Source organism: Mesorhizobium sp. 01N446 (assembly GCF_056399285.1).
In genome coordinates this window covers 254,624-275,714 of sequence record NZ_JBFTRA010000006.1, presented here as the reverse complement: position 1 = coordinate 275,714, position 21,091 = coordinate 254,624, and the positions used below count along the sequence as shown (strand labels likewise).

Genomic DNA, 21,091 nt, shown 5'->3' with positions numbered 1-21,091 from the left:
ACAGAAGATGCCCGATACGCTGACCAAATTCATCTTCGGCCGCCTCACCTTGGACTCGCTGCCGCTGCACGAACCGATCGTCGTGGCCACCTTCGTCGCGGTGGCTCTCGGCGGCATCGCCCTTCTCGCCGCCATCACCTATTTCAAGCTGTGGACCTATCTCTGGCGGGAGTGGTTCACCAGCGTCGACCACAAGAAGATCGGCATCATGTACATGGTGCTTGGCCTGGTCATGCTGCTGCGCGGGTTCTCCGACGCCATCATGATGCGCCTGCAGCAGGCCATCGCCTTCAACGGCTCGGAGGGCTATCTCAATTCGCATCACTACGACCAGATCTTCACCGCGCATGGTGTGATCATGATCTTCTTCGTGGCGATGCCCTTCGTCACCGGGCTGATGAACTTCGTCGTGCCGCTGCAGATCGGCGCGCGCGATGTGTCGTTCCCCTTCCTCAACAATTTCAGCTTTTGGATGACGGTCGGCGGCGCCATCCTGGTCATGGCCTCGCTGTTCGTCGGCGAATTCGCCCGCACCGGCTGGCTCGCCTATCCGCCGCTCTCCGGCATCGGCTACAGTCCCGATGTCGGCGTCGATTATTACATATGGGCGCTGCAGGTGGCGGGCGTCGGCACGACGCTGTCGGGCATCAACCTGATCTGCACCATCATCAAGATGCGCGCGCCCGGCATGACGATGATGCGCATGCCGGTCTTCACCTGGACGTCGCTCTGCACCAACGTGCTGATCGTCGCTTCCTTCCCGGTGCTGACGGCGGTGCTCTCGCTCCTGGCGCTCGACCGCTATGTCGGCACCAACTTCTTCACCAACGACTTCGGCGGCAACCCGATGATGTATGTGAACCTCATCTGGATTTGGGGTCACCCGGAAGTCTACATCCTGATCCTGCCGCTGTTCGGCGTCTTCTCCGAGGTCACCTCGACCTTCTCCGGCAAGCGCCTGTTCGGCTACACCTCGATGGTCTACGCCACGGTGGTCATCACCATCCTGTCCTACCTCGTCTGGCTGCACCACTTCTTCACCATGGGCTCCGGCGCCAGCGTCAATTCCTTCTTCGGCATCACCACGATGATCATCTCGATCCCGACGGGAGCGAAGATATTCAACTGGCTGTTCACCATGTATCGCGGCCGCATCCGTTTCGAACTGCCGATGATGTGGACAATGGCCTTCATGCTGACCTTCACCGTCGGCGGCATGACCGGCGTGCTGCTCGCCGTGCCGCCGGCGGACTTCGTGCTGCACAACAGCCTGTTCCTGATCGCGCATTTCCACAACGTCATCATCGGCGGCGTGCTGTTCGGCCTGTTCGCCGGCATTGCCTATTGGTGGCCCAAGGCCTTCGGCTTCAAGCTCGATCCGTTCTGGGGCAAGGTGTCGTTCTGGTGCTGGGTGGTCGGCTTCTGGTTCGCCTTCATGCCGCTCTACATACTCGGCCTGATGGGCGTGACGCGCCGCATGCGCGTCTTCGACGACCCTTCGCTGCAGATATGGTTCGTCATCGCCGCCTTCGGCGCGGTGCTGATCGCTGCCGGCATCGGCGCCTTCCTGATCCAGATCTTCGTCTCCATCCGCAAGCGCGAGGCCTTGACCGATCCGACCGGCGATCCCTGGGACGGCCGCACGCTCGAATGGTCGACCTCTTCGCCGCCGCCCGCCTATAACTTCGCCTTCACGCCGGTCGTGCGCGACAACGATGCCTGGTGGGACATGAAGAAGGCCGGCTACGTCAGGCCGCTTTCCGGCTTCAAGCCGATCCATATGCCTGAAAACACCGGAACCGGCGTCATCCTGGCGGCCTTCAGCGTGGCGCTCGGTTTCGGCCTGATCTGGTACATCTGGTGGCTGGCCGCGCTGAGCTTCGTCTGCCTCATCGCCACCGCGATCGGTCACACCTTCAACTATATCAGAGACTTCCACATTCCGGCTGCCGAGGTCACGCAGACGGAGGAGGCTAGGACGACGCTCCTCGCCGCCCAGGCTAGGGTATGAGCATGGCTACGACAGCAATCACGGCCGGCCCTGAGCCGGTCTTCCACCTGGAGGAAGAGCACGTGCACGCTGAAGGCAGCAGCACCATGCTCGGCTTCTGGCTCTATCTGATGAGCGACTGCCTGATCTTCGCCATGCTGTTCGCGGCCTATGGCGTGCTCGGCGGCAATTACGCGGCTGGACCCGCGCCGAAGGACCTGTTCGATCTCGACCTGGTGGCGATCAACACCACCATGCTGCTCCTCTCCTCGATCACCTATGGCTTTGCCATGCTGACCATGGACAAGGGCCGCGTCGCGGCGACGCAAGCCTGGCTTGCCGTAACCGGGCTGTTCGGCCTGGCCTTCCTGTCGATCGAACTCTACGAATTCACGCACATGATCCATGAAGGCGCCACGCCGCAGCGCAGCGCCTTTCTGTCGTCCTTCTTCACCCTGGTCGGCACGCACGGCCTGCATGTCACTTTCGGCATCGTCTGGCTGGTGACGCTGATGACGCAGGTCGCGCGGTTCGGCCTCACCGAGGCCAATCGCCGCCGGCTGATGTGCCTCTCGATGTTCTGGCATTTCCTCGACGTCGTCTGGATCGGCGTTTTCACCTTCGTCTATCTGATGGGGATGTTGCGATGAGCACTCATGATCACGCCGAAGGTCACGGCCACGCCCATGGCGGCGCGGCGCACGGATCGTTAAAGGGCTATCTGACCGGCTTCGTCCTGTCGGTGATCCTGACCGCCATCCCGTTCTGGCTGGTGATGAGCGGCGCCATCGACAACAAGCAGGTCACGGCCATCGTCATCATGGCCTTCGCGGTGGTGCAGATCGTCGTCCACATGGTCTTCTTCCTGCATATGAACACTGCCTCGGAAGGCGGATGGTCGATGCTGGCGCTGATCTTCACACTGATCCTGGTCGTCATCGTGCTGACCGGCTCGCTCTGGGTGATGTACCACCTCAACGCCAACATGATGCCGGGACTGCACGACATGCGCGAGATGCCATGAGCCCGGCGCCGGGCGCGGGGAGGGCTACTGTCGAAGCCCGGATCGGGCAGGCCGGCATTGATCTGTCCGCCGCGCCAGGAAAGGACGCCGACAGGTCGCCCGCGTCACGGCTTTTCCTCGTATTGCTCGGCCTCCTCGGCGTGCTGGTGTTTGTCGGGCTCGGCATCTGGCAGCTGGAAAGGCGGGTCTGGAAGCTCGACCTGATCGCCCGCGTCGAGCAGCGCGTTCATGCTCCCGTTGTCGATGCGCCCGGCCAAGTGGACTGGAGCGGCATGACCGCAGCCAGTAATGAATACCGCCATGTGCGACTGGCTGGGCAATTTCTGAGCGGCAAGAACACTCTGGTGCAGGCGGTGACGGAGCTTGGCGGCGGCTATTGGATGCTGACGCCGATGCGAACCGATCGCGGCTTCATCGCGCTGGTCAATCGCGGCTTCATTCCCCAGGAGCGCAAGCCCGAGTTCGAACAGGAGAGCGGCGGCTTCGGTTCGTCGACCGTCATTGACGGGCTGTTGCGCATGAGCGAGCCGGGTGGCGGCTTCCTGCGCAACAACGATGCGGCGGGCAACCGCTGGTATTCGCGCGACGTCGCCGCCATCGCCTCCACGCGCGGCCTGACGGACGTCGCCCCCTATTTCGTCGATGCGGAGGCATCCGGCGTTGACGGCTGGCCGCGCGGTGGCCTGACCGTCGTGACGTTCCGCAACAGCCACCTCGTCTATGCTTTGACCTGGTTCACGCTCGCTGCGATGCTTGCCGCGGCCCTGGCCGCGCCGATGATCGGCCGCCGCGGGCGGCGAGGACCGGCACGATGAGCGCCCCGACGCAAACGCTTCGCAACGACAAATCCTTCGCGGTATCCCTTGCGGGCAACGGCGGCACGGTCTCGGATCCCGACGCGGCGAACAGGAAGAACCTGCTTCTGCTCATCCAGCTGCGTTGGCTAGCGGTGGCGGGCCAGGTGCTCACCATTCTGGTGACGGAATACTGGTTCGATATCCCGCTGCCGCTGGCGGAGATGGCCGGCGTGGTGCTTTTCCTGGTCGGGCTGAACATCTTCAGCCTGCTCGCTTCGCGCGGCCAGCGCTCGATCAGCAATGCGCAGCTGTTCGTCGCGCTCATATTCGACATGGCGGCGCTGACCACCCAGCTTTACCTGAGCGGCGGTGCCTCGAACCCGTTCGTGTCGCTCTATCTCCTGCAGATCACCCTTGGCGCCGCGCTCTTGACACCCTGGTCCACCTGGATCCTGGTCGCCGCCGCGTCGGCCTGCTTCGTCTTCCTCACCTTCCAGTTCCAGCCGATCGCCATTCCGCATCACGGCGGCAGCGACCTTTTGGCCCTGCATATCAGGGGCATGTTCATCTGCTTCGTGCTGGCGGCCGGCCTGATTGTCATTTTCATGACGCGCATCAACCGAAATCTGCGCGAGCGTGACGCCTATCTCGCCGATCTGCGCCAGCACTCGGCAGAGGAGGACCACATCGTGCGGATGGGCCTGCTGGCGTCGGGCGCGGCACATGAACTGGGAACGCCGCTGTCGACCATCTCGGTCATCCTGTCCGACTGGCGCCAGATGCGCAGCGTCACCCGTAATCGCGAACTGGCCGGGGACGTGGCCGAAATGCAGGCGCAGATCGAACGCTGCAAAAGCATCGTGTCGGGCATCCTGATGTCATCGGGCCAAGCGCGGGGCGAGGGCACTATCCGCACCAGCATCCGCCATTTCCTCGACGATCTGGTCCAGGAGTGGCGTGTCAGCCGCCAGCCGCTCAATCTCGAGTACGAGAACGATTTCGAACCCGACGAGCAGATCGTCTCCGACACGGCGCTTAAGCAGGTCATCTTCAACGTCTTCGACAATGCGCTGGAGGCATCGCAGACTTGGGTCGGCGTCACCGCCGAGCGGCAGGACGACAAACTGGTGATTTCCGTGCGCGACCGCGGGGCGGGTTTTGACGAAGGTATTCTGGCGGCGCTCGGCCAGCCCTATATGTCGAGCAAGGGACGGCCTGGCGGCGGCCTAGGCCTTTTCCTCGTCGTCAACGTGGTTCGAAAGCTGGGAGGCGACTTTTCGGCGCGCAACATGGAGCAGGGCGCCTGTGTTACGCTCTCGCTGCCGCTCGCGGCGCTGACCGATGGAGATGATCATGAAGCCTGATCGATCCCTGTTTATCGTCGAGGACGACGCCACCTTCGCCAAGACGCTGAAGCGCTCCTTTGAAAAGCGCGACTACGACGTCGTGGTCTGCCACGGCAGGGAAGAATTGCTCCGCGCCCTCGAAACGACTGTTCCGGCCTACGCGGTCGTTGATCTCAAGCTTGGCGCCGGCGGCTCGGGGCTGGAATGCGTGAAGCTGCTCAGCGCGCGCGATGCTTCGATGAGGATCGTCGTGCTGACCGGCTTCGCAAGCATCGCCACGGCGGTCGAAGCGATCAAGCTTGGCGCCTGTCACTATTTGGCCAAGCCCGCCAACACCGATGACATCGAAATCGCCTTCGGCCGGACCGAGGGCGATGTTTCGGTTTCGGTCAGCAACCGGCCCACCTCGATCAAGAATCTCGAATGGGAGCGTATCCACGAGACGCTTGTCGAGACCGGTTTCAACATCTCCGAAACCGCGCGCCGGCTTGGCCTGCATCGGCGCACTCTGGCCCGCAAGCTCGAAAAACGCGTGGTGAGATAGCCAGGGTTCGGCGCGCGAAGCCGCAATGTCGGCGGGGGGTTCCACCATCGCTCCTTGGCATCATGACGCGGCAGGTCTGTTCCGCAGCCAACCCTCGGCGGCAGCCCTGAAAAATGCAACCCACGACCTCTCCGATGGTACTCCCTTCACCGCAGCGGAGCGTCGGCCGGTTGCGTCAGTCACCGCGGCCCAATCAGGAACGAGTCCCGGCTTGTGACGTTCCCGTGTCATGTCGGTGCCTGGCTTGGCATATGGGCCGTTGGGTCACGGGTGCATGCATGTCTGCGTGGATATGTAGCGGCTGTTTGCCGAACCGTCACCGTGGGCGACACCCTGGATCACGCGTGTCCTCCCTCGGATTGAGAGGCTGGTCGAAGCGCGGGCAAAACAGACGGTCTTCACGCGTTTCGTGCCCGCGCAGAAACCGGGGCGGGGTGTTGGCACATGGAAGCGCTACTATGAGCGCTGGGCCTCGATGGCGATCGACAATATCGGCCCGGAAATGGTCGAGCTGCTGCCGTCATTGGCCGCCTGCTGTCCCCCGGCGGCGGTCATCGACAAGCATATTTATTCGCCCTGGTTTGAAGGCCGTCTTCGAGCCTTCCTGATGGAACACGAGATCGATACGCTGGTCGTCACCGGAGGTGAAACCGACGTGTGCGTCCTGGCAACGGTGCTTGGCGCCATCGATTTTGGCTATCGTGTCGTTCTGGTCACGGACGCGCTGTGCAGTTCTTCCGATGCGACTCATGACGCGCTGCTCACCGTCTATCACCAACGTTTCGCGCAGCAGGTCGAAACGGTCGAGATGGAGACGGTTCTTTCGAACTGGACTTGATGTCACCAGGCGCCGAGGAGGCAAAGGCATCAGGTGCTTCTTCGCGCGAGCTGGGATACCTATCTGTCGAGACAAGACAGACACCAGACACCGGAACAGGCAACCGAATTGGCGCAACGATCGGGCAGTGCTGATCTTCCACTTCACGGCGGGCGCGTGCCGAAATGGCTGGGCGACCGCATGACGCGCCTTGGCGCGGTCATGTGCGAGGCGATCATCCATCATTATGGCCGCAACGAATTGCTGCGGCGGCTGGCGCATCCGTTTTGGTTCCAGTCGTTTGGCGCCGTCATGGGCATGGACTGGCACTCGTCCGGCATCACGACCAGCGTCGTCGGCGCCTTGAAACGCGGTCTGGCGCCGCTGTCGGGCGAACTCGGCATTCACGTCTGCGGCGGCCGCGGCGCGCATTCGCGCAAGACCCCGCATGAGCTTGCCGCTATCGGCGAGCGCATCGGCTTCGACGGGGAGCGCCTGGCAACCGTCAGCCGGCTTGTCGCCAAGGTGGACAGCGCCGCCGTTCAGGATGGCTTCGACCTCTATCTGCACGGCTTCATCGTCGCCGATGACGGCGACTGGGTGGTGGTGCAGCAAGGCATGAACGGCGACAGCAAGGTGGCGCGCCGCTACCATTGGCTGTCCGAAGGTCTGAAGAGTTTCGTCGATCAGCCGCACGCCGCCATCGAGGGCGCCAATCAGGGCGAGATCGTCAACCTGACCGACCGCCGCGCCGAGGCCTCGCGCCAGGGACAGCTGGACCTGCTTCAGGACCTTGGCCCGGACCGCATCCTGCGCGAATTCGCTGCCCTGGATGCCGGCAAGGCAACGGCTCCGGAGCAACCGCTGCTGCCGCATCTGGTGATGCCGGCCCACCATGATGTCCGCGAAAGCGATGTCGTCATGCGCCGCCTGCATGGCAACATGGCGGCGGCCGCCGAACGCGGTCCGGCGGATTTCTCCGAGCTTCTGCTCGTTCCCGGCGTTGGCGCGCGCACGGTGCGCGCATTGGCCCTCGTTGCCGAAGTGGTGCACGGCGCGCCGTGCCGTTTTTCCGATCCGGGCCGGTTCTCACTCGCCCATGGTGGCAAGGACAGGCACCCTTTCCCCGTTCCGCTCAAGGTCTATGACGAGACGATCGGCGTGCTGAAGTCCGCGGTGCAGAAAGCCAGGCTCGGCCGCGAAGGGGAAATCGGCGCGTTGAAGCGGCTCGACGATCAGTCGCGGCAGGTCGAGCGATACGTCACCGGACCCAGCCTGAAGGAAATCGTCGCCGGAGAATTCGACCAGTCGCACCTGCTTGGCGGCCGCAGTGTCTTTGGCTGGGAACCGGCGTCGGACCAGGCGCCGGCGGAGTCGGGCAAGAAAGCATGAAAGGCCGCCGACCTCCGCGTCATGCCACGCGGCGGTAGCTGTAGTGATCGCGGATGAATGCATTGAAGAAGCGGCCTTTCGAGGCAGCCTTCCTGAAAGCGGCATAGGTTGCCGGGGAAACGTCCGCATAGTCATAGTGATGGCCGCTCGGCACGAACCAGACGGAAAGGGTTCTGGTCGCGGGATCGTATTGGGTGTTTCGGATCGCGGTCGATGGCATGTTGGCAACCTGACTGCTCAGCCAGATAAATCCGCCAGAAATGGTCCGGTTCCCTGCCTTAGCGACCGCACGATCTGCCGCGCAAGCAAGCGCGGCTCGATATTGCCTTACCGTTCAGCCTTCACCATCTAGGCGGAATGTCGCACCTCAAACCGAAAACAACCGGCAGCACCTTGGCATTCCAGCATGATCTGTTTGGTGATCCCGAGGATTTGCCCGAAGGTTTTGCCTATCAGCCCGGATTGATCACCCCGCAGGAAGAGACCGAGCTCGCCCGGCAGCTTGAGGGACTGCCGTTCCAGGCGTTCGACTTCCATGGCCATCTGGCGAACCGGCGCGTCGTCGGGTTCGGTCTGCGCTATGATTATGACCGCCGCCAAGTGGTGGAGGCGGCGCCGATCCCCGACTTCCTGCTGTCCGTGCGCGAGAAGGTCGCGGCCTTTGCGCGCCGGCCTGTCGAGGCTTTCGCGCAGGTGCTGATCAATGAATACCAGCCGGGCGCCGGTATCGGCTGGCATCGCGACAAGCCTCATTTCGAAGACGTCGCCGGCGTTTCGCTGCTTGCGCCCTGCAGCTTCCGCCTGCGGCGAAACAGCGGCGACAAATGGGAGCGCCGGACCGTCGTCGTCGAGCCCAGGTCAGCCTATCTCATGACCGGGCCTTCGCGCACGGAGTGGGAGCACAGCATCCCGCCGCTCGCCGAGCATCGCTACTCGATCACCTTGCGGACGCTGCGCTCTCGAAATCCCTGAGGTCGAGCCGATCGCCTAGGCTCTACTTCACGCCGATGCCGGCGGTCAGGCCGCCGTCGATCTTGTAGTCGGCGCCGGTGCAGAAGCCGGCCTTGGACGAGCACAGGAAAGCGATGAGTTCGGCCACTTCCTCCGGCTCGCCGATGCGACCGAGCGGATGGGCCGCGCCAAAGCGTCTGTAGGCCTCCTCGACATCGGCATCGCTGCCACCGTCGCCGCGCGCGGCCTTCTCCAGGATCGGCGTGCGGATCGAGCCCGGGCTGACCGAATTCACTCGGATGCCTGATGCCGCATAGTCGAGCGCCAGCGAGCGTGTCAGCGTATGGATCGCACCCTTGGTCGTGGCATAGGCGGCGACGTTCTGCTGGCAGGCGAAGCCTTGCACCGAAGCGACGTTGACGATGGCGCCGCCGCCGCGCTTGATCATTTCCGGGATGCCGAAATGCGCGGTCAGGTAGATCGATCCGACATTGACCGTCATCGCCCGGTTCCAGGTTTCCCAGTCGGTCGTCGTCGCGGTTCCGTAGGGATGCACCGCGGCGGAATTGACGATGACGTCGATGCCGCCGAATTTCGCGACGCCGGCCGCGACCGCGTCGCGAACCTGATCGGAAACGGACACGTCTACCGTTTGCACCAATGCATCCGCTCCGGCCTTGGCAAGGCTTTCCTGCATGGCAGCATTGGCGGCCCAATCGATGCCGCAGGCGATGATCGCCGCACCACCCTGCGCCAGCCGCCTTGCGGTGGCGAGCGCGATGCCGGTCGTCCCCGTCACCAATGCCACCTTGCCGTCGAAATCCTTCATCGCGGAAGCTCCTTCATGCGCCATAAAAACGTGGTTCTGAGTTTGACACTCATTGGTGTCAAACAATAGGTTGCCGGTCTCTCGCAAAAAGGAAAGCGGTAATGGAACAGTGCTGGCGCTGGTATGGTCCCGATGATCCGGTGACGCTCGATCATGTCAAGCAGGCCGGCGCCACCGGCGTGGTCTCGGCGCTTCACCACATCTACGATGGCAGGGCCTGGCCCGAGGCCGATGTGCTCGAGCGCAAGCGCGTCATCGAGGCCGCCGGCCTGACATGGTCGGTGGTCGAAAGCATCCCGGTCCACAATTCCTTCAAGATCGGCGCGCCCGAACGCGAGCGCTACGCCGGCTACTATCGCGACAGCATCCGCACGCTCGCCAAGGCTGGCATCAAGACGATCTGCTACAATTTCATGCCGGTGGTGGACTGGACCCGCACCGACCTCATGTATCGCCTGCCGACAACCGGCTATGCCTTGCGTTTCGACGCCATCGATTTTGCCGCCTATGACCTTTTCGTGCTGCAGCGCAAGGATGGCGCGGCCAGCTATACGCCGGCGCGGATCGCCGAGGCCGAGAAGCGACTGAAGGCGTTGACGCCAGAGCAGGTCGACCAGATCGAGCGCAACCTCATCGCCGGCCTGCCGGCGACAGAGCGCAAGTATGACCGCGACAGTTTCCGCGAGGCTTTGGCGGACTATGACGGGATCGGGCCGAAGGAGTTGCGCGACAACCTCGCCTGGTTCCTGCGCGAGATCATTCCAGTTGCCGAAGAGGAAGGGGTGCGCATGTGCATCCATCCGGATGACCCGCCCTTTTCGCTCTATGGCCTGCCGCGCGTCGTGTCGACCGCGCAGGATGCCCGCTTCATCCTCGACGCCGTCGACAGCCCGGCCAATGGGCTGACCTTCTGCACCGGCTCCTACGGCACGCGCGCCGACAACGACATCGTCGCCATGGTCAAGGAATTCGCCGACCGCATCCATTTCGTCCATCTGCGCAACATCACCATCGAGGAGGACGGCTCGTTCTACGAAGCTGAGCATCTCGAGGGCGGCACCGACATGGCGCATGTCATCCTCGCTCTGATGCAGGAGGAGACGCGCCGCCGCAAGGAGGGCCGCGCCGACTGGCGCATCCCGATGCGGCCGGACCATGGCCACCTGCTCGCCGACGACATCGGCAAGAAGAAGATCAACCCCGGCTACTCGTTGATCGGCCGCCTGAAAGGCCTCGCCGAACTGCGTGGCATCATGCGCGCCGTGGAGCAGTTTGGGTTGGCTTGACGAGCCTGTCCCTCAGTGGAGATGCTTGAGCTTGTCGGGATTGCGCACGACATAGATGGCCACGATCTTGCCGTCCTCGATGTCGAGCGCGGTGGTCTGGAGTTCGCCATCGGCTTCCAGGGTGACAAACCCCGGCAAGCCGTTGATGAAGCCGAAGCGGACAAGCTTCGAGCCATGCGTGCGCAACCAGGCCGCCACACGTTCGTATTGCGTCATGACGGCATCGAAGCCGAGGGCCGGCTGCGTGGCCGCCGGACGCTTGCCGCCACCGTCGGCATGGGCGACGACGTCGGCGCTCAACATCGCGCCAAGCGCCTTCATATTGCCGCTGCGCGAGGCCGTGAAGAAAGCCTCGGCAAGCTCCAGACCGCGTTGCCGTTCCACCGTGAAGCGGGGCCGCGCCTCGCGGACATGGCCGCGCGCCCGGGCAGCGAGCTGGCGGCGGGCCGCCGGGTCGCGCTCGATGGCGGCCGCGACCTCGTCAAATCCCAGTCCGAACACATCGTGCAGCAGAAAGGCCGCCCGCTCGAGCGGAGACAGGCGCTCCAGCACCAGCATCAGGGGCAAGGTGACGTCTTCCACCTCGTCCTCTTCCACCACGGGATCGGGAAGCCAGGGGCCGACATAGGTCTCGCGTTTGTGCCGTGCGGATTTGAGCTGGTCGAGGCACAGACGCGTCACCGTGCGGCGCAGGAATGCTTCGGGTTCGCGCACCGAGGCGCGGTCGGCCTTCATCCAGCGGATGAAGGCCTCCTGCACGGCATCCTCGGCGTCCGACACTGAGCCCAGCATGCGGTAGGCGACGCGCATGAGCTTGGGACGCAGCGGGGCGAAGCCTGCTGCGTCGTCGTCGGTCGCCGTACTCGTCATCAGGCTGCGGCCACCCGGRCGGCCTTCACGGCAGCTGGGTCGGCATACAGGCCGAAACCGACGGCAATGCGGTTCCAGGCGTTGATGATGTTGATCGTCAAAGTGAGCTTGATCTGCTCTTCCTCCGTGAAGTGTGCCTTCAGCTCTTCATAGGCGCTTGCATGGCTGCTACCTTCCGAGAGCCGGGTCAAGGCCTCCGTCCAGGCCAGTGCGGCGCGTTCACGGTCGCTGTAGCAAGGGGCTTCGCGCCAGGCCGGTAGCAGATAGATGCGCTGCTCGGTTTCACCATTCTCGCGCGCCTCGGTGGCGTGGAGATTGATGCAGTTGGCGCAGCCATTGATCTGCGAGGCGCGCAGTTTCACCAGTTCGGTCAGGCTGTGCTCGAGGCTGGCGGCGGCGGAGAGCTCGATCGAGGAACGCTGCCAGTTCTTCATCAGGGAAGGGGCGGCGGCGAAGAGGTCGATTTTTGCGGTCATGATGGGCTTCCTTCTGTTGGTGCCGACCACATGACGAGACAACATCTGCCAGTGTGACATGCACGCCAGGATTTTTGTCCGCCATGCGCCGTTCCCTCAGCGGCTCCAGCACGCTTTGCGGCGTCGACCAGTCACCTTCGACCGTTCGCCACTGTCGATGCACGCCAAGCGGCGGCCACCCATCCGCTTCAAAGCGTCGTTACTTGCGCGATATCTAATATAAGAGCAGAATTGAAGGCGTTTGAAGGAGAACGGCTCATAAGCAACAAATTGGGAGGAAACCATGAATACCATGAGCCTCACCACGCTTGAAGGCGGCAAGGCGACAGTCGACGCCACAACCATAGAAGCGCTTTCGGCACAATTACGCGGCACTCTGCTTCAGCAGGGGGATGCTGCCTACAACGAAGTCCGTGCCATCTGGAATGCCACGGTCGACCGGCAGCCGGGGCTGATCGTGTGTTGCGTCGGCGCCTCCGACGTCATCCGTGCCGTGAATTTCGCCAGGGAAAACAGGCTTCTCGTCTCCGTGCGCGGCGGCGGCCATAACATTGCCGGCAGTGCCGTCTGCGATGGCGGCCTGATGATCGATCTGTCGCCGATGAAGTCGGTGCGGGTCGATCCCGCCGCAAGGCGGGCATGGGTCGGCCCCGGCGCCACGCTCGCCGATGTCGACCGGGAAACGCAGGCCTTTGGGTTGGCGGTGCCGACCGGTATCAATTCGACCACCGGCATATCAGGCCTGACCCTGGGCGGCGGCTTTGGCTGGATCACCCGGAAATTCGGCCTGACTATCGACAATCTTGTCTCCGCCGATGTGGTCACCGCCGACGGTAAGTTGCTGCGCGCCAGCCAGACGGAAAATCCGGACCTGTTCTGGGCGCTGCGTGGCGGCGGCGGCAATTTCGGCATTGTCACGGCATTCGAGTTTCAGCTCCATCAGGTGGGTCCGCAGGTTCTGTCGGGGCTTGTCGTCCATCCTTTCGCCGATGCCGAGAAGGTGCTCGAGGCGTATCGCAACGCGCTCGAAACGGCGCCCGACGAACTGACCTGCTGGGTGGTCATGCGGCAAGCGCCGCCGCTGCCCTTCCTGCCGGCCGAGTGGCACGGCAAGGATGTCCTGGTGCTGGCCATGTGCTATTGCGGCGATCTCCAGGCAGGTGAAAAGGCGACGAAGAAGCTTCGCGCTATCGGCTCGCCGATTGTCGATGTCGTCGGCCCCAACCCGTTCACCGGCTGGCAGCAGGCATTCGACCCATTGCTTACCCCCGGCGCCCGCAACTACTGGAAGAGTCATGACTTCACCAAGCTTCCCGACAGGGCAGTTGAGATACTCACCGAAGCGATACGTGAGCTGCCTGGCCCCGAATGCGAGATATTCATCGGCCATGTCGGTGGTGCGGCGGGCCGTGTGGCGCAGGACGCGACGGCGTTTCCGCAACGCAGCTCGCACTTCGTCATGAATGTCCATGCCCGCTGGCGCGAACCGTCAATGGACAGGGCCTGCATCGGTTGGGCGCGCAGCCTCTATGAGGCGGCCAAGCCCTATGCTGCCGGCACGGCCTATGTGAACTTCATGCCTGAGGACGAGGTCGACCGCGTCGAAGCGGCCTATGGCGGCAATTACCAGCGGCTTCTGGAGATCAAGCAGCGCTATGACCCGCTGAACCTGTTCCGCATGAACCAGAATTTGCGGCCTAAGCAAAGTCAGCGCGCGGCCTGAGCCGCCCGGGTGGCAGTGAAAAGCCCGCGCCTCCGCCAGGGGCGCGGGCTTTCGCGCGGCCATGGGGCAGTGCTCTTTCACGGCTCAGTTCAAATGGGCTGCCACAGCGTCAGGCGCCTGTGCTCACGAAACTGCCTCCGTCTCACGCGCGAGCAGTGCCGCCGCCAGCCGGTCGGCCCACTCCTCGATACCGGCCTGGTTCGCCAGCAGGTCCTGCCGGACCTCAATGAGGACGGCGGGGATGCCGCGATCGTCGCCATGGACAGGCACGGCGTAATCGGCGTCGCGGCTGATCACATAGGGCACGTTGGCCGCGACGTTGAGTGCCGCGTCGGTGCGCAGGCCCGAAAGGATCGCTTCGGCGAGATCGGCGGCACGGTCATGCAGCACGCCCGCGTGCCATGGCCTGGCGACACCGAGGAACACCGGCGTGAAGGAGTGGATCGTCACGATCCGCGTCGGCCGCCTCTCGGTCACGCGATGATCGAGATGCGCCGCCACGCGGTCATGGAACGGTGAAAACATGATCTTCTCGCGCCGGTCCCGCTCCGCAGCATCGACACCGACATTGCCGGGAATGTCGGTGTCTTCCGACAGCACCGGAATGCTGCCGGGGGTGCCCAGCGGCCTGTTCAGGTCGATCAGCAGCCGCGAATAGCCGCTGAGGAATGCCGGTGCATCGAGCCGTGCCGACAACAGCCGTGTCACCGCCGCGGCGCCGATATCCCAGGCGATGTGGCGCTGCAGATGGCTGGCGTCGAGGCCGAGCTGGCGATATTCCGCCGGCATGTGGTTGGAGGCATGCTCGCACAAAAGGACGATGTCGCTGCGGCCGCGCTCGTTGAGAACCTCGACAGCATCGGGCCAATCTTTTTCAGTCAGCACGGTCATCAATAAAGCGTCCGGTAGAGGTCGCAGATGGCGGCCGGATCGAGGCCGGCCAGCCGCTCGACCTCATGCCGCTTCAGACCCACGAAGGTCTCGATGAAGACCGGCGCGAACCATCCCGTCACGGTCTTGTCGGAAAGAAGCGCGTCCAGCGCCGCCGGCAAGGTTTCCGGCAGCCGCACCAGGCCGAGCTCCGCCCGTTCCGCCTCGCTCATCAGCGTCGGGTCGCCGGTGACCAGCGGCGGTGACGACAGGTCCGCCTTCAACCCTTCCAGTCCCGCGCGGATGATCGCCGCCAGCGACAGGTAAGGATTGCCGGTGGCGTCGGCGGCCCGGTATTCGACATTGTACTGCCGTGCCGGATCGCGTCCGCCGATCGTTACTGTCGGACAGATGCGCAGCGACGCTTCGCGATCGCGGTCGGCGAGCCAGGTGTAGGACGAACTCCAGCTGTGCGGCTTCAGCCGGTAGAAGGACGACACGCTCGACGCCGTCATGGCGGTGATCGCTGGCAGATGACGCAGCACGCCGGCACAGAAGGCGCCGGCCCTGGTGGAGAGACCACCAGGTTGCGCCGCATCGTAGGTCACCGGCTTGCCGGCCTCGTCGACGAAGCTGAAATGGATGTGCACGCCGTTGCCGACGGCATTGGGCGCGGTCTTGGGCGCGAAGCTCGCCCGCCAGCCGGCATTGCGCGCCACTTCGCGGGTGATTTCGCGGATGGCGACGGCGCGGTCGGCCGCCGTCAGCGCATAGGCCGGCTCATGCGTCACTTCGAACTGCTCGTCGCCGAACTCGGCGATGACCACTTCGGGGCCGACACCAGCTTCCTCCAGCGCCGCCATCAGATTGGGGGCGAAGGGATCGGTGCGGCGCAGCGCGGCGAAGGACATGGAATGCGCCGGCGCGAAACTGCCATCGGCGATGTGGAACTCATGTTCGAAGGCGGCGATGACGGAGAGGCCGGTCGCGGCCTTTAGCTCAGCCAGCGCATCCCTGAGCATGGTCCGCGTGCAGCCGAGCCAGGGGCTGCCGTCGAGCTCGACAATGTCGCCGGCGACCATATCGAACGGCGTCGCCGATCCAGTCCGCTCGGTGCGAAAGCGCGCCTTGAGATCGGGGATCAGCCGCAGATCGCCCGACGAGCCCCAGGGATTGGGCACGACGATGGAATTGAACGGCGTCATCGACAGATTGGCCTGCAGCCAGCCGACACCGGTCGTGGCGGTCTTCTGCAGTCTGCTTTCGACAACGAAGCGGCCCCGCGTGATGGCGCAGAGATCTGTTGTGACGACGGCAACGAGGGGCTCGACGGTCGATGTCATGCCGTTTTTCCCAGCGCGTTGAAACGGTCGACGACGGTGTCGGTATCAGTGACCCAGCAATAGCCGCCGAAGGCTTTCAGAGCGATGTCGTGGCGCTCCTGGGTGATGGTGGCGCAGGCGTCCGACACGCAGGTGACGAGATAGCCGCGATCGGCGCCGTCGCGCACGGTCATGTCGACGCACTGGTCGGTGAGCACGCCGACCACGACGAGGTAGCGGATGCCGAGGTTCTTCAGGAGGTAGTCGACATTGGTCGAGTTGAAGACGCCGGACGAGGTCTTCGGCAGCATGATCTCGTCGCCGACCGGCGCCAGCGATGCCACCGGCAAACCTTCGGGAAGGCTCGGCGCGATATGGATCGGCGTCAGCTTGTGGTCGAGCGAGCGGTCACGGCCGTCCTCGGTCAGGCTCTGGATGATGGTATGCAGCACTTCGACGCCATTGGCGCGCGCCGCCGCCAGCAGCCGCTCCTGGTTGGGGATCGTCTGTGAGGATGTCTGCCGGTAGAAATAATGGTCGGGGCCGCGCTCCGGATGCGAGGGGTCGGCGCCCGGCTCCAGCCAGATGCGCTGCATGTCGACCAGCAGCAGCGCCGTCTCGCCGGCACGGAAGGCTTCGTCTCGCTTCGGCAAGGCTTGGGTCATGCTTGGTCGTCCTGCTTTGCTAATTTGGGTCCGGGTGTCTTGCGTGGTCCAGCTGCCTGGGGCGCGCCGTTCGCTTGCGGATCGCTGTCGAGCGTCACCGCATTGGCGTGCCGCACCTTCTCGATCCTCTCGATGCGCGCCCGGGCATCGTCGCCCAGCGTCGAGACGATGTGGGCGGTCAGCGCTTCCATCTGCGCGATCGCCGGCGCCAGCGTGTCGTACGGCGACGCGACTTCCAGCGGGCTGACGATGGTGACTTCGGCGAGATCCGATACTGGCGACAGCCATTGGTCGGTGAAAAGCAGGATGCGCACGTCGAGCGCCGCCGCCTGGCTTGCATAGGCCATCACGTCGAGTTGGTAGCGGCGATAGTCGAAGACGACGAGAACGTCGCGGCGGCTAAGGTCGGCCAGGGTGTCGAATACCTGGGGGGAGAGCACGCCGAGGTCGCGGACCCCGGTGCGGAACTGCACGAGATACCCGGCCAGCATGCCGGCGATGTGGCGGCTGAACCGGCCGCCGACCAGCACGATCTCGCCCTTGGCCTCCATCAGCAGGCGGGCGGCCCGCTCGTAGGTCCGCGCCGGCGTCGCGGTAGCGGCTTTCTGCAGCGCGGCGGTGACGGAATCGAGATAGGCAAGCACGGCGCTGTCGCTGGAGCCGCTTTGGCGCTTCGCCTCCATCATCAACAGCGGCGAGTGCAACCTGGCCTCGACCTCGGCCAGCAGCTTTGCCTGGAAATCCGGAAAGCCTTCATAGCCAAGCTTGACGACCAGCCGGACCACGGTCGGATCGCTGACGCCGGCGCGCCGGGCAAGCGAAGAGGCCGTGCCGAGGCCGGAGGTCGGATAGTCCGTCAGGAGCAACCGGACGATCTTCTCTTCCGACGGCGTCAGCGCCAGATCCCCGCGCATCAGAACATCGCGTATCGCCATTGGCCTCCCCGAAACAGGTGTTGGGCTCTCCGCCTCTTGTGTAGAGTCTATTACAGTGATTTTAAATAAGGTCAACAATGAAGAGATATCGACATTGTGCGATCGGCGCGCTGCCGGCCCACAAAGCGCTGCTCGGCATCGACAAGCTCCGCTTTTACGACAGCGGTCGCGCCGCCGCCAGGAAAGACCCCCGCAACCTCGCCTGTCTCGGTTTCGACGTGACCGCCTCCGCCACCGCCCAGGAGGCCGCCGAGGGCGCCGACACCATCACCGCCGTCATATGCTGTTGAGGGCGGCCCAGCCGGGCTGCGGGCGATTGGGCGCGTCCAGCGCCGGTCCGATCGCGATCATCATCCACTTGCCCTCGTGAATGGAAAAATTGTTCGTCGCGGCCGCGCCGAAGGACCGATCGTTCCTTTCCCGGCAATCCGAAGTCGCGGAGACTTGCGCGCATGGATCGCGGCCATGGTCGCTGAAATGTGCCTGCATGTTCAATTGGCCGGGTTTTTCGGACGGAATTTCAAGCAACATCCGAAAAACACTGGGAAAGGAGCTTGATATGCCAAGAATTGTGCCCGTGCTCGATCTGAGCCGCCTTGAACAAGGCGCGTCTGAACGCCGGACATTTCTGGCGGATCTTCGTTCCGCTTCGCGCGACATCGGCTTCTTCTATCTCGCCGGACATGGCATCTCCTGGGCGGAGATCAGCGAGGTGCTCACCGCATCGCGTCGGTTCTTTGCCTTGCCTGAGGCCGACAAGCTGGCGATCGAAATGGTCAAGTCCTCGCAGTTTCGCGGCTATACGCGTGCCGGCGGCGAACTGACCAAGGGCAGGGAGGACTGGCGCGAACAGCTCGATATCGGCGTCGAGCGCCAGGCAATCGCGCAAGGGCCGGGAATTCCCGCCTGGACGCGGCTGCAGGGACCGAACCAGTGGCCCGCGGCGCTGCCGGATCTCAAACCGGCGCTGCTTGCCTGGCAGAGCAAGGTGACGGCCGTGGCGATACGGCTGCTGAAAGCCTTCGCGCAGTCGCTCGATCAGCCCGAGGATGCCTTCGACCCCATCTACAGCAGCGAGCCCAACCATCGCATGAAGATCGTGCGCTACCCCGGCCTTGACGCGGCCGGCGGCGATCAGGGTGTCGGCGCGCACAAGGATGGCGGCTTCCTGACGCTGCTGCTCCAGGATGACAATAAGGGGCTGCAGGTCGACTATGACGGCAGTTGGGTGGACGTGGACCCCATTCCCGGCACGCTCGTCGTCAACATCGGCGAATTGCTCGAACTGGCCTCCAACGGCTATCTGCGCGCGACCGTGCATCGCGTCGTGACGCCGCCCGCCGGCGTCGAGCGTATTTCCGTGCCGTTCTTCTTCGGCGCCAGGCTCGACGCGACGATACCGCTGCTTGGCCTTTCCGAGGAACTGGCGGCGCAGGCGCGCGGGCCGGCCAGCGATCCGGACAATCCGCTGTTTCGCGATGTCGGAACCAATGTGCTGAAAAGCCGGCTGCGCTCGCATCCCGACGTCGCCCAGCGCCATTATGCGGATCTGCTCGAGCCGGAGAGCCGCATTGGCTGAGCCCTTGCGGCAAGAAAGGACAGGATTTTTGCAGTTCTGGCCGATTTTTAGAAAACAGTTCGTCGTATCTGCCCACGAATCGGTTCAAAAGAGAAAAATCCGTTCGGTGTTTTCCTCCCATTTCGCCGAGCGGTGTTCCCCTCTGAAGGTTATGACCTTCTTTTTGGCCGGGCCGGTTTCGCGCCCGGCCTTTTTCTTGGCGTCTAGCGCGTTGCCGTCGCCGCGCCGATCCGGCAAGTTTCAACACTGCTCATTCGCCGGCCATCGACCGCGGTCCTGTGGAAACAAGGAGAGGTTTCATGACATCCAAAGTCGCAATCATTGCCGGTGCGGGCTCCGGCTTGAGCGCCTCGCTGGCGCGCCTGCTCGCGAAGGAAGGGTTCCGCGTCGTCCTGGCTGCCCGCAACGTCGAGAAACTCGCTGCCTTGCAGGCTGAGACCGGTGCGCAGGCCGTGGCGACTGATGTCTCCGATCCCGCATCGGTGGAGCGTCTGTTCGATGTCGCCGACAAGGTCGGTCCGCTCTCGCTGGTGGTCTTCAACGCCAGCGGACGCGCCCGCGGCCCGATAGCGGAACTCGATCCCGAGGCGGTCCGTCAGGCTTTGCTGGTTGGGGCTTACGGCGGATTCCTGGTCGGCCAGCAGGCCGCCCGCCGGCTGGTGGCTCTGGGTTCGGGTTCGATTCTCTTCACCGGGGCGACGGCCAGCGTGAAGGGGTTCGCTGGGTCCGCCGGTTTTGCGATGCCGAAATTCGGCTTGCGCGGGCTGGTGCAGTCCATGGCCCGTGAGTTGGCGCCGAAGAACGTCCACGTCGCGCATTTCATCATCGACGGCGCCATTGCTTCGGCCGCGTCCGGACAAGAGGCCGGGCCTCAGGATCGCCGGCTGTCTCCGGACGCGATCGCCGAGGCCTATCTCTCCATTCATCGCCAGCACCGCAGCGCCTGGACCTGGGAAATGGAGCTCAGGCCCTGGGTCGAGACCTTCTGATGGTGCTGGAGAGGTGCGACGTTCCGCATCCCTGCGCAAGATCGGCGGGAGTCGACATTGCGTGGGGATATCACTATATAGCGGCGGCTTCGACCGGCGCGCCCCAGTGCAGCCCTCCGGAGCGACTGTAAAAATGTGTTACGCATTGCGCCATCATTTGTGACGAAAAAACGGCTGGAAAACCGGAAAAGCAAATAGAAACAGTGGCGCGAGGCTGGGTTGATCCAGCTCACGGAAGCAACCCTCCAGAATCAGAAATGTGCTTGAACCCTCGATTTCCTTCGGCTCTGTGGACCCTGCACGGCATTGACTTGCCGGCTGGCCGCGACTCGGCTGGAATGGCAGGATGCATCCTTTGCGGGATGCCGACGTTTATGATTACCAACCGGCTTTGCCGCCAGGGAACAGCAGTATGAGTGAACACGCGATCGAGTTCTTGCGGGGATGGATCGGCGAAAAGGTCCATTGCCAGTCCCAGGCCAGGATCGACAAGCAGGCCGAGACCTTGGCCCGGGAATGCGCCGCCAAGGCTGCGGAAGTCGGTATTCCCTTGGAGGATATCCAGGAAGAAGTCGGCGACATCCAGGAACTCATTGCCTCCCGGCTCGAGGAGGCCGCCGAGGCCGACGAGCACCAGCAGGCGGCCAGCAAGGCCGCGGAATAGATTTTACCGGAACGTCTGTTTG

At 63.7% G+C, this 21,091-nt stretch carries 25 protein-coding genes; 15 read left to right on the top strand and 10 right to left on the bottom strand.

The features are described from left to right. Positions 1 to 7: 7 nt before the first annotated feature. The 8 genes from cyoB (at position 8) to AC1DPX_RS22950 (ending at position 7,910) form a co-directional block, all read left to right on the top strand. On the top strand, positions 8 to 2,011 hold the full coding sequence (cyoB, locus tag AC1DPX_RS22985; RefSeq protein ID WP_477239735.1) for a cytochrome o ubiquinol oxidase subunit I: 2,004 nt from the start codon (positions 8 to 10) through the stop codon (positions 2,009 to 2,011). Positions 2,012 to 2,013: 2 nt separating this feature from the next. Further along, the gene (gene cyoC / locus AC1DPX_RS22980) at positions 2,014 to 2,640 is read left to right on the top strand and encodes a cytochrome o ubiquinol oxidase subunit III (protein WP_477239734.1); all 627 of its coding nucleotides are present in this window, start codon (positions 2,014 to 2,016) and stop codon (positions 2,638 to 2,640) included. Beyond that, on the top strand, positions 2,637 to 3,014 hold the full coding sequence (locus tag AC1DPX_RS22975; protein ID WP_202355904.1) for a cytochrome o ubiquinol oxidase subunit IV: 378 nt from the start codon (positions 2,637 to 2,639) through the stop codon (positions 3,012 to 3,014). Before cyoC ends, AC1DPX_RS22975 begins: the two co-directional genes overlap by 4 nt. Further along, complete coding sequence (locus AC1DPX_RS22970; RefSeq protein ID WP_477239733.1) at positions 3,011 to 3,829, top strand: SURF1 family protein; 819 nt, start codon at positions 3,011 to 3,013, stop codon at positions 3,827 to 3,829. Before AC1DPX_RS22975 ends, AC1DPX_RS22970 begins: the two co-directional genes overlap by 4 nt. Continuing rightward, the gene (locus AC1DPX_RS22965; protein WP_477239732.1) at positions 3,826 to 5,175 is read left to right on the top strand and encodes an ATP-binding protein; all 1,350 of its coding nucleotides are present in this window, start codon (positions 3,826 to 3,828) and stop codon (positions 5,173 to 5,175) included. The genes AC1DPX_RS22970 and AC1DPX_RS22965 overlap by 4 nt, the downstream gene beginning before the upstream one ends. Further along, positions 5,165 to 5,701: a response regulator transcription factor gene (locus AC1DPX_RS22960; protein ID WP_477239731.1), complete on the top strand. Its 537-nt coding sequence runs from the start codon at positions 5,165 to 5,167 to the stop codon at positions 5,699 to 5,701. Before AC1DPX_RS22965 ends, AC1DPX_RS22960 begins: the two co-directional genes overlap by 11 nt. A 301-nt stretch (positions 5,702 to 6,002) precedes the next feature. Then, entirely contained in the window at positions 6,003 to 6,539 is a 537-nt protein-coding gene (locus AC1DPX_RS22955; RefSeq protein WP_477239832.1) for a cysteine hydrolase family protein, read from the top strand. Between the two features lie 108 nt (positions 6,540 to 6,647). Further along, positions 6,648 to 7,910, top strand: a complete 1,263-nt coding sequence (locus AC1DPX_RS22950) for a DUF763 domain-containing protein (RefSeq protein WP_477239831.1) — start codon at positions 6,648 to 6,650, stop codon at positions 7,908 to 7,910. A gap of 19 nt (positions 7,911 to 7,929) precedes the next feature. Here AC1DPX_RS22950 and AC1DPX_RS22945 read toward each other — a convergent pair whose 3' ends face one another. Next, complete coding sequence (locus AC1DPX_RS22945) at positions 7,930 to 8,130, bottom strand: KTSC domain-containing protein (RefSeq protein ID WP_202355899.1); 201 nt, start codon at positions 8,128 to 8,130, stop codon at positions 7,930 to 7,932. 137 nt (positions 8,131 to 8,267) lie between these two features. On the opposite strand from AC1DPX_RS22945, the gene AC1DPX_RS22940 reads away from it, so the two are divergent. After that, complete coding sequence (locus AC1DPX_RS22940; protein WP_477239730.1) at positions 8,268 to 8,882, top strand: alpha-ketoglutarate-dependent dioxygenase AlkB; 615 nt, start codon at positions 8,268 to 8,270, stop codon at positions 8,880 to 8,882. A gap of 22 nt (positions 8,883 to 8,904) precedes the next feature. Here AC1DPX_RS22940 and AC1DPX_RS22935 read toward each other — a convergent pair whose 3' ends face one another. After that, on the bottom strand, positions 8,905 to 9,690 hold the full coding sequence (locus AC1DPX_RS22935) for an SDR family NAD(P)-dependent oxidoreductase (protein ID WP_477239729.1): 786 nt from the start codon (positions 9,688 to 9,690) through the stop codon (positions 8,905 to 8,907). Between the two features lie 101 nt (positions 9,691 to 9,791). On the opposite strand from AC1DPX_RS22935, the gene uxuA reads away from it, so the two are divergent. Next, positions 9,792 to 10,976, top strand: coding sequence for a mannonate dehydratase (gene uxuA / locus AC1DPX_RS22930; RefSeq protein ID WP_477239728.1), 1,185 nt, complete (start codon positions 9,792 to 9,794; stop codon positions 10,974 to 10,976). 12 nt (positions 10,977 to 10,988) lie between these two features. On the opposite strand, the gene AC1DPX_RS22925 is transcribed toward uxuA, so the two are convergent. After that, entirely contained in the window at positions 10,989 to 11,846 is an 858-nt protein-coding gene (locus AC1DPX_RS22925; protein WP_477239727.1) for a sigma-70 family RNA polymerase sigma factor, read from the bottom strand. Beyond that, positions 11,846 to 12,322 carry a carboxymuconolactone decarboxylase family protein gene (locus AC1DPX_RS22920; RefSeq protein WP_477239726.1) on the bottom strand — a complete coding sequence of 159 codons (477 nt, stop codon included), beginning with the start codon at positions 12,320 to 12,322 and terminating at the stop codon, positions 11,846 to 11,848. The genes AC1DPX_RS22925 and AC1DPX_RS22920 overlap by 1 nt, the downstream gene beginning before the upstream one ends. A gap of 283 nt (positions 12,323 to 12,605) precedes the next feature. Here AC1DPX_RS22920 and AC1DPX_RS22915 point away from each other — a divergent pair, with 283 nt between their 5' ends. After that, positions 12,606 to 14,045, top strand: coding sequence for an FAD-binding oxidoreductase (locus tag AC1DPX_RS22915; RefSeq protein ID WP_202355893.1), 1,440 nt, complete (start codon positions 12,606 to 12,608; stop codon positions 14,043 to 14,045). Positions 14,046 to 14,168: 123 nt separating this feature from the next. On the opposite strand, the gene AC1DPX_RS22910 is transcribed toward AC1DPX_RS22915, so the two are convergent. The 4 genes from AC1DPX_RS22910 to AC1DPX_RS22895 are packed head-to-tail and all read right to left on the bottom strand — an operon-like array spanning position 14,169 to position 17,837. Further along, positions 14,169 to 14,936, bottom strand: a complete 768-nt coding sequence (locus AC1DPX_RS22910; RefSeq protein ID WP_477239725.1) for an N-formylglutamate amidohydrolase — start codon at positions 14,934 to 14,936, stop codon at positions 14,169 to 14,171. Next, positions 14,936 to 16,258, bottom strand: coding sequence for a type I glutamate--ammonia ligase (locus AC1DPX_RS22905; protein ID WP_477239724.1), 1,323 nt, complete (start codon positions 16,256 to 16,258; stop codon positions 14,936 to 14,938). Before AC1DPX_RS22905 ends, AC1DPX_RS22910 begins: the two co-directional genes overlap by 1 nt. Beyond that, complete coding sequence (locus AC1DPX_RS22900; RefSeq protein WP_202355890.1) at positions 16,255 to 16,902, bottom strand: cysteine hydrolase family protein; 648 nt, start codon at positions 16,900 to 16,902, stop codon at positions 16,255 to 16,257. Before AC1DPX_RS22900 ends, AC1DPX_RS22905 begins: the two co-directional genes overlap by 4 nt. Continuing rightward, on the bottom strand, positions 16,899 to 17,837 hold the full coding sequence (locus AC1DPX_RS22895; RefSeq protein WP_202355889.1) for a MurR/RpiR family transcriptional regulator: 939 nt from the start codon (positions 17,835 to 17,837) through the stop codon (positions 16,899 to 16,901). Before AC1DPX_RS22895 ends, AC1DPX_RS22900 begins: the two co-directional genes overlap by 4 nt. A 77-nt stretch (positions 17,838 to 17,914) precedes the next feature. On the opposite strand from AC1DPX_RS22895, the gene AC1DPX_RS22890 reads away from it, so the two are divergent. Next, positions 17,915 to 18,127, top strand: coding sequence for a hypothetical protein (locus AC1DPX_RS22890; RefSeq protein ID WP_202355888.1), 213 nt, complete (start codon positions 17,915 to 17,917; stop codon positions 18,125 to 18,127). Here the strand turns inward: AC1DPX_RS22890 and AC1DPX_RS22885 are convergent. Continuing rightward, the gene (locus AC1DPX_RS22885) at positions 18,114 to 18,365 is read right to left on the bottom strand and encodes a hypothetical protein (RefSeq protein WP_477239723.1); all 252 of its coding nucleotides are present in this window, start codon (positions 18,363 to 18,365) and stop codon (positions 18,114 to 18,116) included. The genes AC1DPX_RS22890 and AC1DPX_RS22885 overlap by 14 nt on opposite strands. A gap of 31 nt (positions 18,366 to 18,396) precedes the next feature. Between AC1DPX_RS22885 and AC1DPX_RS22880 the strand changes: the two genes are divergently transcribed. Further along, a complete protein-coding gene (locus AC1DPX_RS22880; protein ID WP_477239722.1) occupies positions 18,397 to 19,416 on the top strand; it encodes an isopenicillin N synthase family dioxygenase in 1,020 nt (339 codons plus the stop codon). 84 nt (positions 19,417 to 19,500) lie between these two features. Here the strand turns inward: AC1DPX_RS22880 and AC1DPX_RS22875 are convergent, their stop codons facing one another. Beyond that, entirely contained in the window at positions 19,501 to 19,653 is a 153-nt protein-coding gene (locus AC1DPX_RS22875; RefSeq protein ID WP_202355885.1) for a hypothetical protein, read from the bottom strand. 62 nt (positions 19,654 to 19,715) lie between these two features. Between AC1DPX_RS22875 and AC1DPX_RS22870 the strand changes: the two genes are divergently transcribed. Next, entirely contained in the window at positions 19,716 to 20,405 is a 690-nt protein-coding gene (locus AC1DPX_RS22870; protein WP_477239721.1) for an SDR family NAD(P)-dependent oxidoreductase, read from the top strand. A 412-nt stretch (positions 20,406 to 20,817) separates the two neighbouring features. Continuing rightward, positions 20,818 to 21,069, top strand: coding sequence for a DUF768 domain-containing protein (locus AC1DPX_RS22865; RefSeq protein WP_032929020.1), 252 nt, complete (start codon positions 20,818 to 20,820; stop codon positions 21,067 to 21,069). The last annotated feature ends 22 nt before the right edge of the window (positions 21,070 to 21,091 follow it).

What these genes read in the sequence shown, in the direction of transcription:
- cyoB (WP_477239735.1), top strand. Translation starts at nt 8, where the DNA reads ATGCCCGATACGCTGACCAAATTCATCTTCGGCCGCCTCACCTTGGAC.
- cyoC (WP_477239734.1), top strand. Translation starts at nt 2,014, where the DNA reads ATGGCTACGACAGCAATCACGGCCGGCCCTGAGCCGGTCTTCCACCTG.
- AC1DPX_RS22975 (WP_202355904.1), top strand. Translation starts at nt 2,637, where the DNA reads ATGAGCACTCATGATCACGCCGAAGGTCACGGCCACGCCCATGGCGGC.
- AC1DPX_RS22970 (WP_477239733.1), top strand. Translation starts at nt 3,011, where the DNA reads ATGAGCCCGGCGCCGGGCGCGGGGAGGGCTACTGTCGAAGCCCGGATC.
- AC1DPX_RS22965 (WP_477239732.1), top strand. Translation starts at nt 3,826, where the DNA reads ATGAGCGCCCCGACGCAAACGCTTCGCAACGACAAATCCTTCGCGGTA.
- AC1DPX_RS22960 (WP_477239731.1), top strand. Translation starts at nt 5,165, where the DNA reads ATGAAGCCTGATCGATCCCTGTTTATCGTCGAGGACGACGCCACCTTC.
- AC1DPX_RS22945 (WP_202355899.1), bottom strand. Translation starts at nt 8,130, where the DNA reads ATGCCATCGACCGCGATCCGAAACACCCAATACGATCCCGCGACCAGA.
- AC1DPX_RS22940 (WP_477239730.1), top strand. Translation starts at nt 8,268, where the DNA reads ATGTCGCACCTCAAACCGAAAACAACCGGCAGCACCTTGGCATTCCAG.
- AC1DPX_RS22935 (WP_477239729.1), bottom strand. Translation starts at nt 9,690, where the DNA reads ATGAAGGATTTCGACGGCAAGGTGGCATTGGTGACGGGGACGACCGGC.
- uxuA (WP_477239728.1), top strand. Translation starts at nt 9,792, where the DNA reads ATGGAACAGTGCTGGCGCTGGTATGGTCCCGATGATCCGGTGACGCTC.
- AC1DPX_RS22925 (WP_477239727.1), bottom strand. Translation starts at nt 11,846, where the DNA reads ATGACGAGTACGGCGACCGACGACGACGCAGCAGGCTTCGCCCCGCTG.
- AC1DPX_RS22915 (WP_202355893.1), top strand. Translation starts at nt 12,606, where the DNA reads ATGAATACCATGAGCCTCACCACGCTTGAAGGCGGCAAGGCGACAGTC.
- AC1DPX_RS22910 (WP_477239725.1), bottom strand. Translation starts at nt 14,936, where the DNA reads ATGACCGTGCTGACTGAAAAAGATTGGCCCGATGCTGTCGAGGTTCTC.
- AC1DPX_RS22905 (WP_477239724.1), bottom strand. Translation starts at nt 16,258, where the DNA reads ATGACATCGACCGTCGAGCCCCTCGTTGCCGTCGTCACAACAGATCTC.
- AC1DPX_RS22900 (WP_202355890.1), bottom strand. Translation starts at nt 16,902, where the DNA reads ATGACCCAAGCCTTGCCGAAGCGAGACGAAGCCTTCCGTGCCGGCGAG.
- AC1DPX_RS22895 (WP_202355889.1), bottom strand. Translation starts at nt 17,837, where the DNA reads ATGGCGATACGCGATGTTCTGATGCGCGGGGATCTGGCGCTGACGCCG.
- AC1DPX_RS22890 (WP_202355888.1), top strand. Translation starts at nt 17,915, where the DNA reads ATGAAGAGATATCGACATTGTGCGATCGGCGCGCTGCCGGCCCACAAA.
- AC1DPX_RS22880 (WP_477239722.1), top strand. Translation starts at nt 18,397, where the DNA reads ATGCCAAGAATTGTGCCCGTGCTCGATCTGAGCCGCCTTGAACAAGGC.
- AC1DPX_RS22870 (WP_477239721.1), top strand. Translation starts at nt 19,716, where the DNA reads ATGACATCCAAAGTCGCAATCATTGCCGGTGCGGGCTCCGGCTTGAGC.
- AC1DPX_RS22865 (WP_032929020.1), top strand. Translation starts at nt 20,818, where the DNA reads ATGAGTGAACACGCGATCGAGTTCTTGCGGGGATGGATCGGCGAAAAG.